Below are 10,238 nucleotides of genomic sequence, written 5' to 3'. Positions count from 1 at the left end.
GCGGATGAGAAAAATGCTTTTATGAAGCGCACAGAAGATTACAAGCCCTCGCCTTGGACTTGGTAGGGTGAGGGACTCCTGTGTGGTTTATGTTTGTTAGAGATTAAAAAGGAGACTAGAACTTCTTTGTTCCGGTTCCTTTTTCTTTTCTCTGCAATTATGCTATAATGAAGGGCGATAAGATACGAGGAGAATGCTATGGCACTTGATTTAGTAACTCCCTTTACCAAGGTAGAGCTGGAGGAAACAGTCGAAGAAACAGGTCGAAAACAGGTTGGTATTTTAGGCGGCAATTTTAATCCCGTTCACAATGCTCATCTGGTTGTCGCAGATCAGGTGCGTCAGCAATTAGGATTGGACGAGGTTCTGCTCATGCCAGAATTTATTCCACCGCATGTTGATAAGAAGGAGACCATTGATGAAAAGCACCGTCTCAATATGCTATTATTAGCCATCAACGGTATTGAAGGTCTGGATATTGAGACGGTTGAATTGGAGCGTAAAGGTATTAGCTATACCTATGATACGATGCAGTTGTTGACGCAGGCCAATCCCGACACTGATTATTATTTCATCATTGGCGCTGATATGGTAGAATACTTGCCCAAATGGCACCGTATTGATGACTTGGTTGAGATGGTGCAGTTCGTTGGAGTCCAGCGTCCCAAATACAAGGTGGGAACTTCCTATCCGGTCATTTGGGTTGATGTTCCTTTGATGGACATCTCATCCACGACCGTTCGGGAGCTGATTAAAGTGGGGCATACGCCTAATTTTATGTTACCGCAGTCTGTGCTAGCTTATATTAAGAAAGCAGGTCTTTATCGCTAATGTATGAACAATTTTTAGGTCAGGGTTATGACCGCAACAGCCTTTTGATTAAAATGCAACAAATCATGAGTCCCAAACGGTTTGAACATGTTTTAGGTGTTGAGCAGGCCGCTATCCAACTAGCAGAGCGCTATGGCTATGATACTGAAAAGGCAGGTCTTGCGGGGCTCTTGCATGATTATGCTAAAGAGTTACCGGATGAGGAATTTCTACGCCTGATTGACAAATACCAATTGGATCCAGAGCTGAAAAAATGGGGCAATAATATCTGGCACGGTATGGTTGGTATTTACAAAATCCAGGAGGATCTGGGTGTGACTGACCAAGAAATTCTGCACAGTATTGAAATTCATACAGTAGGTAGCTCTCAGATGGGGACTCTTGATAAGATTGTTTATGTGGCTGATTATATTGAGCGCAATCGCCATTTCCCCTTGGTTGAGAAAGCGCGTGTTCTAGCGCAGCAGAACTTAGACCGAGCAGTTGCCTATGAAACAGTCCATACGATGGAACATCTGGCTCATAAAGCGCGGTCTATTTTTCCTCAAACCTTGGAAACTTATAACACCTTTTGTCAGTATTTTCAGGATAAAAGCTAGCAGTGAGTATTATATCGAAAGGGAATGAATGTGATTAAAGAAGAATTATTAGAACTGGTTGTCCGCGCTGCGGACGAAAAACGTGGTGAGGATATCCTTGCCTTAGATTTGGCTGGCTTGACCAGTCTGACAGATTATTTTGTTATTATTAGCAGTATGAATAGCCGCCAATTAGAAGCTATCTCTGATAATATTCGTGAGAAAGTTAAGGAATCTGGTGGTGATACCAGCCATATTGAAGGTGATAGCAAGACCGGTTGGGTTCTTTTGGATTTGAATGATGTGGTTGTGCATATCTTTACTGAAGATGAGCGCGAGCACTACAATCTTGAAAAACTCTGGCACGAAGCTCCAGCCGTGGATGTTTCGACCTATCAGGCATAAAAAATAGAGGTTGGGATTTCCCTACCTTATTTTATACCATGGCAAGGATAATAAATGAACACTTATGAAAAATTCGCAGCGGTTTACGATGCAATTATGGATGATAGCTTGTATAATCAGTGGACGGACTTTTCGCTCCGCCATTTTCCAAAAGATAAGAAAAAACTCCTAGAATTAGCCTGTGGGACGGGGATCCAGTCTCTACGCTTTGCTCAGGCGGGATTGAAGGTGACAGGATTTGACCTCAGCCAAGAAATGTTGAATATTGCAGATGAGCGGGCGCAGACAGCCGGCGTTGATATTTCCTTTGTGCAGGGAAATATGCTGGATTTGTCGTCGGTCGGGACATTTGATTATGTGACCTGCTATTCAGATTCCATCTGCTATATGCAGGATGAGGTTGAGGTTGGTGATGTTTTTGAACAGGTTTACCAGCATCTGAAGAGCGGTGGTACTTTTATTTTTGATGTCCATTCGACCTATCAGACCGACGAAGTCTTTCCGGGCTATTCCTATCATGAAAATGCGGAAGATTTTGCTATGGTCTGGGATACTTATGAAGATGAGGCACCGCACTCGGTTGTCCATGAATTAACCTTTTTCATTCAAGACGAGGATGGTCGCTTTACCCGCTATGATGAAGTTCACGAAGAGCGTACTTATGAGCTGTTGACCTACGATATCTTGCTGGAGCAGGCGGGTTTTAAAAAGGTGCAAGTCTATGCAGACTTTGAGGATGAAGCACCGACAGAGACAAGCAAACGCTGGTTTTTTGTGTGTGAAAAATAAGGAGGAACAGCTTATGAATAATTTGGCTTTTGTTATTAGCTTGGGACTCGCTGGAATTGATCCTGTCGGTATGATGCTGCTTGTCACTATGCAGGCAGCTGGTTTGTCCAAGAAAAAGGCTTATCTCTACGGAGGCTTGGTTCTCTTTGGTACAGCCGTTTTAGGCTTTATCCTGTCAAGTTTGCTTGGAAGAGGTTTATCCGACTTAGCCAGTTCAATTGATAATTTTTCTAATACTGTCTGGGTTTGGATTAACCTAGCGCTTATCCTTATCCTGACTGTCTGGGGGATGAAGCGTCTGTCAACTGAGGAACAGAAGGAAAATGAGAGTGGTCAAAAGAACAGTAGAGGTGTTTATGCGGCGGCAGTTTTTATGATGTTTACAGCTCTGACTGACCCAACTTTCCTAGCGGTTCTCGCTTTATCCGGTCAAGTCAATAATCTGCTCTTATCTATTTTGTATAACCTCTTGTGGGTTTTCATTAGTCAAGCGCCGCTGTTTCTTCTCCTTTTAGCAATCGTGTTTAATAAACATCATGTGTTTATTGATAAGTTCAATACTTATTATAAAAAATACAAAAAGCCCATCAACTATGCAGTGACTGGACTTATCTTTCTTGCAGCATTAGTATTTGTAGCGGATTTGATTGTTTATTGGTTTTCAGGAGCCTGGCTGCTGGGATAAAGAGTAAAACTAGAAAGGAGATTTCGTGACAGTTACAGGAATCATCGCAGAATTTAATCCTTTTCATAATGGACACAAATATCTTTTGAATCAAGCTGACGGCGTCAAAATCGTTGCCATGTCTGGCAATTTTGTCCAACGGGGGGAGCCTGCCATTATTGATAAGTGGACACGGGCTCAGCTGGCTCTTGAAAATGGAGCCGACCTAGTTGTTGAGCTTCCTTTTTTGGTAGCTGTTCAGTCAGCTGACTACTTTGCCCAAGGAGCTGTTGCTATCTTATCTCAATTGGGGATTGACACCCTAGCTTTTGGTAGCGAAGAAAGGTTAGACTACCAGAAGCTCTCTGAAAGTTATAAGAACAAGCAGGAGGAGATGGAGCAGTATCTATCAAGCTTAAGCGATGAGCTCAGCTATCCTCAGAAAACGCAGCTCATGTGGAAACATTTTGCTGATGTCGATTTTTCAGGCAACACTCCCAATCATATCTTGGGTCTGGCCTATGCCAAGGCTTGTGCAGGAAAAAATATCCAATTGAAGCCTATCCAGCGCGTGGGAGCTAGTTTTCATTCACAGAATAAAACTCAGGGAATTGCTTCGGCGACGGCTATTCGGCAGCATATGAGTGACAGCCAATTTGTGGCGCAAACTGTACCAAACGCTAGCGCTATCCTCAATAAGCCACAGGTAACTTGGGAGGATTACTTTGGCTTACTCAAGTATCAGATGCTAACCAATTCTGATCTGACCAGCATTGTCCAAGTCAATGATGAACTGGCCAGTCGGCTTCATAGGGCTATTAAAACAGCAACCACAGTTGATGAGCTGGTTGAAGCTGTTGCTACCAAACGCTATACTAGGGCGCGTGTGCGCCGCCTTTTGACCTATATCTTAATAGGTGTGCGTGAAGCTGATTTGCCCCAAGCTGTCCACATCCTTGGTTTTACGGAGCAGGGACGCCAACACCTCGCCGACATTAAAGATAAGACCCAGCTTATCTCTCGTATAGGCTCACAGCCATGGGATGCTCTGACCCAGAAAGCTGACCGAGTTTACCAACTGGGAAATCCAAAAATTGCAGAGCAAACTTGGGGACGAGTACCGATTAGAGTAAAGGATAAATAGGGTGATATCCAAGAGATATTGTGCATGCATAAAACAAAAAAATGTCAATTAAAACTTTACGAGGTATGGCATAGATTAAGTTAGCTAGTGCGAATCTGCCTGAGGAATAGGTGACGTTGAAGAATATGAGTGTGAGGCGAAAGAAATTCTATTTGAGTATGATTCGTGAAAAATATCTAAAAAACTTATTTAAAAAAGTTCCAATCTGGTAAAAAACAATTAGCATCTTCCATGCGTTTTGTCGTGGATTATTTACGAAAAAGTTAATAAATAACAAGATTATGATATAATAAAATTATCGAATTGAGGTGTAGTACTTCGGTCTATGCTTGAAGGGGTTGGTGCTTCAACCTCTTTTTTATTACATTCTAAAGTTCGTTTGCTTGAAATATGTCAGTTGTCATCTATGTATACAAGACAGCGGAGGTATTTTTGAATAGATGCCGAAAATAACAAAAAATTGAAAATTTCCCTTGACCCTCACCTTGCGTAAGGGTCTACAATAGTCTGTGAGAGGAGGACGAGACTCATGAAAACAGTAAAGGAAGTCAGCCAGCTAAGCGGTGTAAGTGTGCGCACCTTACATCATTATGATGCAGTTGGACTTTTGCCTCCAACAGCAACGACAGAGGCAGGTTACCGGCTTTATGACGATAGGGCATTGGAACGCTTGCAGGAGATTTTACTTTTTCGTGAACTAGAATTTTCTCTCAAAGATATTAAGGCGATTTTGGACAGCAATCATTATGACAGGGCTGTTGCTTTGACAGACCAGATTAGGCTTTTGGAACTTAGACGCCAGCATTTGGATGATTTGATTGTCTATGCCCGAAATCTGCAAAAACAAGGAGGACATATGATGAATTTTAAAGCATTTGACAAAGCGGAGCTAGAAGCTTTCGAGGCAGAAGCTAAGAAAAAATGGGGAGATACATCAGCCTATCAGGAATTCAAAGACAGAACATCAGAGAAAGATTTTGCCCAAATCAGTCAGGAAGGCATGATGATCTTTGCTCAGATCGGTCAGCTTAAGCATTTAGCGGCTGATGATAGCCAAGTTCAGGAACAAATTAGGGTTTTGCAGGATTACATCAGCAGTCATTTTTACGAGTGTACCCCAGAAATCTTAGCTGGACTTGGGCGAATGTATGCAGGAGACAATCGCTTTAAAACTAGTATTGATCAAGCTGGGGGTATCGGCACAGCAGACTTTGCTGCCAGAGCTATTGACAGCTACTGTCAAAAATAAGGAGGCAGTAGAAATTTAGAATTCATGCTTTCATGACTAAGTTTTGCGCTAGTTTCAGAGATAGCGATTGCAGTATATAAAACGATTAGAGACATTGTTCTTTTTACGAATAAATGATTGCACGTGATGGACAAAGACTAGTTGATGAAAAATTAAAATTTATTCTCAACCTTGCCAGCCCATCACTATGTAGTTTACAGAAAATGCTGGATATTAGACTTTATTGAGAAGTAGAATTATGGACACGTGCAGGACAGATAGTGATATTCATAGGTTTGATAAAGTTTTGGCTGAGGCTTTATTATAATAACCATTGGTTCTAACGATTTGTTTAAAACGCAAACAATTGTCTATGAAAAAACGAGCAAGGAAAATTTGCTCGTTTTCTTATTGATGAAGCTTAAATTTTAGAAAAATAAATTTTTAAGCCATTAGCTAGCTTCTTTTTTCACCCAATCCCACTTACCGTTGGCATCTTTTTTATAGACATATTTGCTGCCGTTAATGTTTTTGTAACCGTCATCAGCAGTTCCGTCAGAGCTTATATGAATCCAACCATTATATTCTGGCTGATAGCCGCTATACATTGAAGAATTACCACGAGTGATTTCGACTGTTTGATTGGTAACCATTTCGCCATTCTCATCGAAATAGTAGGTGTTGCCATTGTGCCACGCAAATCTATCTATAGCTTGTTCGCCACCACCGAAGAAGAAAAGTTTTTTACCATTGATAGTTTGTTGACCAGTAACTGGCAGGCCATCTTGACCAATATAAACCCAAGACTTATAATGAGCAGAATATTCACCCTGGTAAAAGTCTTTTAGTTCAAAATGCCCTCCTTTTTGTGTATCTTCTGGATGCTCAATTATTTTCTTGGCAACACCATTTTCATCAAGCTGATAGGTTATGCCGTTTATGGTTACATCGGTATTTGGACAAATACCGCCATTGTCTTGGTCAAAATAATAGTCTTTTCCGTCAATCGTCTGAAGACGTCCCTTAACTTGAGCCCCTTCGAAACGTTTAAAATATGGGGTGTCTTTGGCGTCATTAGCGGTAATGAAGTACATTTTTCTGCCCTCGATAGTTTGCCAACCAGTAAGCATTTTACCATCTGCCCCAAAATAATACCAATCAGGGTATTTTGAATTATAATGATCATAGTTTGTTATTTGAGCAAAACGATTGGTCCACATATTCCCAGTGTCTTGATCAAAATAGTAGGTTGCACCATCAATCTCGATAGCCCGCCCCTTAGCTTGCTCGCCATTATTATGAAAATAAAGTTTTTGCCCATTGATTGTCTGCCAGCCAGTAACCTTTTGTTTATTGGCATCGAGAAAGTACCATCTGCCGTTTTTTTCGTTGAATGAATGAGCTGCTTGGCTGTTATTTGGAGCCTGAATTTTCAAATCAACAGCTTGTTCAGGGCTTGCTTGTTCAACTACCTGATCATTCGCTTGGGCTTCTGGATTTTCATTTACTTGGCTGTGTTGCTCAGTAACCTGATTATCCACTTGGAGGTCTTGCTTCTCAGTCGCTTTGTCATTTTGTTCAGTCGCTTGCTTAGCTTCTTCAGTTTGTCTTTGGTCATCTGAAGCTACCTTAGGTGTTTCTTGAGGGGCTTGCTGCCCATTAACGGGGGCTTGAAGGGCTTTCTGATCTTGTGGTTCAGCCACTAGAGCAGATGTCTGCTCGGTTTCAGTTATTGTATCTTGTGCTGGAGTAGTCTCTGTTGCAACGGGTTGTTCAACCACCTGTTCAGTATTTGCTTGGGCTTGGTCGCTTACCACAGTTTCATCAGCGTTTACGACAGCTCCTGCTAGGACAGAAGCAGCCAAGAGTGTGACAGTACCTGCGATAGTCACCCAGTGCTTTTTAACTTTGTGTTGTTTAAAATGTGTTTGCTTTTCCATAAGAGTTCCTCCATTCTATTCATAAGCATTTAACTTACAGAGGCATTATAACACGGTGTTTGGCAACGATTTCTATACTTCCTTTAAAATAACTGAATTGTAATTAGTCTGTGATATTTGTTTTCATTTGTAAATAGATAGTTAAATGGCGCCCTGGCCTTAATTTCTAAAGAAGAAAAAGTCAAAAAAAGTTAAAAAAACATTGACCTTTACTGACCAATATTGTATAATATAGTCACAGGGAAAAGGAGTCCCTGAAAAAGGAGATGCTGATAAGGTTTAAGGAGGGTGACAATGATGTTTTCTTCATGAGAGAAAAGACTGATTGTCACAATTTGAGAGCCGAATTCAGCAAGATATATTGACAATTTTTTAAACAAAAGGTCAATAAAGGTCAAAAAAGAAAGTAAAGAGGAACAGATATGAATAACAATTTTAATAACTTTAATGATATGGATGACATTTTCAACCGCTTAATGGGGGACATGGGTGGTTTCAATAGCGAAACTCGCCGTTATCGAATCAACGGTCGTGAAGTAACACCAGAAGAGTTCCGATATTACCGTCAAACTGGGCACCTACCTGTTAGTGAATCGGCACAAGAACAAGCTGTCCAAGCAGGTAAGGGACAACTTAAGCAAGATGGTATCTTGGCAAAATTGGGACGCAACTTGACTGAAGAAGCTCGTCAAGGGCATTTGGATCCAGTTATTGGTCGTAATCAAGAAATTCAAGATACAGCTGAGATTTTGGCTCGCCGAACCAAGAACAATCCTGTTTTAGTTGGTGATGCTGGTGTTGGTAAAACCGCTGTTGTTGAAGGATTGGCTCAGGCTATCGTCAACGGTGATGTTCCAGCAGCTATCAAGAATAAGGAACTTATTTCCATTGATATTTCAGGTTTGGAAGCAGGGACACAGTATCGCGGAGCTTTTGAAGAAAACATTCAAAACTTAGTCAATGAAGTCAAGGAAGCTGGTAACATTATTCTCTTCTTTGATGAGATTCATCAAATTTTAGGTGCTGGTAGCACCGGCGATGGTCAAGGTTCTAAAGGGTTGGCAGATATCATCAAACCTGCTCTCTCTCGTGGTGAATTGACCGTTATTGGTGCAACCACTCAAGATGAATACCGCAATACTATCTTGAAGAATGCAGCACTAGCACGTCGCTTTAATGAGGTTAAGGTCAATGCCCCTTCTGCCGAGGATACTCTGAAAATTCTCGAAGGTATTAAACCACTGTATGAACAACACCACAATGTGGAATTGCCTGAATCAGTTCTGAAGGCTGCTGTAGACTACTCTATTCAATACATGCCACAACGCTCACTGCCAGACAAAGCCATTGACTTGGTAGATGTGACCGCCGCTCACTTGGCTGCCCAACATCCAGTGACCGATGTTAAATCCTTGGAAGCTGATATAGAAGCTGCTCGTGAACGTCAACAAGCTGCTGCTGACAAGGAAGACTATGAAGCTGCTCTGGCAGAAAAAGTCAAGATTGACGAGCTACAAAAACAAATTGACAACCATACCGAAAATCAAAAGGTTGTGGCTAGCGTCAATGATGTAGCTCAGGCCGTTGAACGATTGACTGGTATTCCGGTTTCTCAAATGGGGGCTTCAGATATTGAACGCTTGAAAGAACTAAACAATCGTCTCAAAGGCAAGGTTATCGGTCAAGATGAAGCAGTGCAGGCAGTTGCCAAGGCGATTCGCCGCAACCGTGCTGGCTTTGACGAAGGCAACCGTCCAATCGGTAGCTTCTTATTCGTTGGACCTACTGGTGTCGGTAAGACCGAGTTGGCGAAACAGTTAGCACTTGATATGTTTGGTACCAAGGATGCAGTTATCCGTCTGGATATGTCAGAATACAGCGACCGCACAGCTGTTTCTAAATTGATTGGTACAACTGCCGGTTATGTAGGCTATGATGATAACTCTAACACTCTGACTGAACGTGTTCGTCGCAACCCTTATTCCATCATTTTGCTTGATGAAATTGAAAAGGCTGATCCACAAGTTATTACCCTGTTGCTTCAAGTTCTTGATGATGGTCGTTTGACTGACGGTCAGGGTAACACAGTCAACTTCAAGAATACGGTTATCATTGCAACATCTAACGCTGGATATAGCTTTGGAGCTGCGCCAGAAGAAGGTGAAGAGCTCAGCCTCAGAGATAAATTAGCGCCATTCTTCCGTCCAGAGTTTCTCAATCGTTTTAACGCTGTCATCGAATTCTCTCATCTTTCTAAGGAAGATTTGAAAGAAATTGTTGAATTGATGCTGGCTGAAGTCAATCAAACCCTAGCTAAGAAAGACATTACTCTTGAAGTGAGTGACGCTGCTAAAGCCTATCTGATTGAAGAAGGTTACGATGAAGCCATGGGTGCTCGTCCACTACGCCGTGTCATTGAAGGTGAAATCCGTGACAAGGTAACTGACTTTTACCTAGATCACATTGATGTCAAACATCTTAAAGCTGACATGGTTGATGGTAAATTGGTCATTCAAGCAGCCTAACCTCTACATTCCTCCCAAAACTCCTGCCCAAATGGGTAGGAGTTTTTTGTGGCCTGTGACAAAATGAATAGGTTACACTAAACTAGACAGAATTTATAAAGTGTTCTACACTAAAAGAAATCCTAAAGGAGACT

General features: G+C 41.7%; 9 protein-coding genes. 8 read left to right on the top strand and 1 reads right to left on the bottom strand.

Going from position 1 to position 10,238, the window contains the following annotated elements:
• The first annotated feature begins 198 nt into the window (after positions 1–198).
• From ACFOSE_RS09530 to ACFOSE_RS09500, 7 genes are all read left to right on the top strand, one after another.
• Positions 199–831 (top strand): nicotinate-nucleotide adenylyltransferase, encoded by a 633-nt coding sequence (locus ACFOSE_RS09530; RefSeq protein WP_380432774.1) that lies wholly within the window; start codon positions 199–201, stop codon positions 829–831.
• Complete coding sequence (yqeK, locus tag ACFOSE_RS09525; protein WP_380432773.1) at positions 831–1,430, top strand: bis(5'-nucleosyl)-tetraphosphatase (symmetrical) YqeK; 600 nt, start codon at positions 831–833, stop codon at positions 1,428–1,430. Before ACFOSE_RS09530 ends, yqeK begins: the two co-directional genes overlap by 1 nt.
• A gap of 30 nt (positions 1,431–1,460) precedes the next feature.
• Positions 1,461–1,814 carry a ribosome silencing factor gene (gene rsfS, locus ACFOSE_RS09520; RefSeq protein WP_380432771.1) on the top strand — a complete coding sequence of 118 codons (354 nt, stop codon included), beginning with the start codon at positions 1,461–1,463 and terminating at the stop codon, positions 1,812–1,814.
• 54 nt (positions 1,815–1,868) lie between these two features.
• Positions 1,869–2,603 (top strand): class I SAM-dependent DNA methyltransferase, encoded by a 735-nt coding sequence (locus tag ACFOSE_RS09515; protein ID WP_380432769.1) that lies wholly within the window; start codon positions 1,869–1,871, stop codon positions 2,601–2,603.
• A 13-nt stretch (positions 2,604–2,616) separates the two neighbouring features.
• Positions 2,617–3,288: a hypothetical protein gene (locus tag ACFOSE_RS09510; protein WP_380432767.1), complete on the top strand. Its 672-nt coding sequence runs from the start codon at positions 2,617–2,619 to the stop codon at positions 3,286–3,288.
• A 25-nt stretch (positions 3,289–3,313) separates the two neighbouring features.
• Positions 3,314–4,411: a nucleotidyltransferase gene (locus ACFOSE_RS09505; protein ID WP_380432765.1), complete on the top strand. Its 1,098-nt coding sequence runs from the start codon at positions 3,314–3,316 to the stop codon at positions 4,409–4,411.
• Between the two features lie 529 nt (positions 4,412–4,940).
• On the top strand, positions 4,941–5,660 hold the full coding sequence (locus ACFOSE_RS09500; protein ID WP_380432764.1) for a MerR family transcriptional regulator: 720 nt from the start codon (positions 4,941–4,943) through the stop codon (positions 5,658–5,660).
• Between the two features lie 431 nt (positions 5,661–6,091).
• On the opposite strand, the gene ACFOSE_RS09495 is transcribed toward ACFOSE_RS09500, so the two are convergent.
• A complete protein-coding gene (locus ACFOSE_RS09495; protein ID WP_380432762.1) occupies positions 6,092–7,579 on the bottom strand; it encodes a KxYKxGKxW signal peptide domain-containing protein in 1,488 nt (495 codons plus the stop codon).
• A gap of 422 nt (positions 7,580–8,001) precedes the next feature.
• On the opposite strand from ACFOSE_RS09495, the gene ACFOSE_RS09490 reads away from it, so the two are divergent.
• On the top strand, positions 8,002–10,104 hold the full coding sequence (locus ACFOSE_RS09490) for an AAA family ATPase (protein ID WP_380432760.1): 2,103 nt from the start codon (positions 8,002–8,004) through the stop codon (positions 10,102–10,104).
• Positions 10,105–10,238: the final 134 nt, after the last annotated feature.

Source organism: Streptococcus dentapri (assembly GCF_042649885.1).
Taxonomy (GTDB): domain Bacteria; phylum Bacillota; class Bacilli; order Lactobacillales; family Streptococcaceae; genus Streptococcus; species Streptococcus dentapri.
The sequence above is the reverse complement of the archived record's forward strand: the minus strand, read 5'-3'. Positions and strand labels throughout refer to the sequence as shown.

Coding starts and splice junctions, on each gene's coding strand:
- ACFOSE_RS09530 (WP_380432774.1), top strand. CDS start 199: ATGGCACTTGATTTAGTAACTCCCTTTACCAAGGTAGAGCTGGAGGAA.
- ACFOSE_RS09490 (WP_380432760.1), top strand. CDS start 8,002: ATGAATAACAATTTTAATAACTTTAATGATATGGATGACATTTTCAAC.
- ACFOSE_RS09500 (WP_380432764.1), top strand. CDS start 4,941: ATGAAAACAGTAAAGGAAGTCAGCCAGCTAAGCGGTGTAAGTGTGCGC.
- yqeK (WP_380432773.1), top strand. CDS start 831: ATGTATGAACAATTTTTAGGTCAGGGTTATGACCGCAACAGCCTTTTG.
- ACFOSE_RS09515 (WP_380432769.1), top strand. CDS start 1,869: ATGAACACTTATGAAAAATTCGCAGCGGTTTACGATGCAATTATGGAT.
- ACFOSE_RS09495 (WP_380432762.1), bottom strand. CDS start 7,579: ATGGAAAAGCAAACACATTTTAAACAACACAAAGTTAAAAAGCACTGG.
- ACFOSE_RS09510 (WP_380432767.1), top strand. CDS start 2,617: ATGAATAATTTGGCTTTTGTTATTAGCTTGGGACTCGCTGGAATTGAT.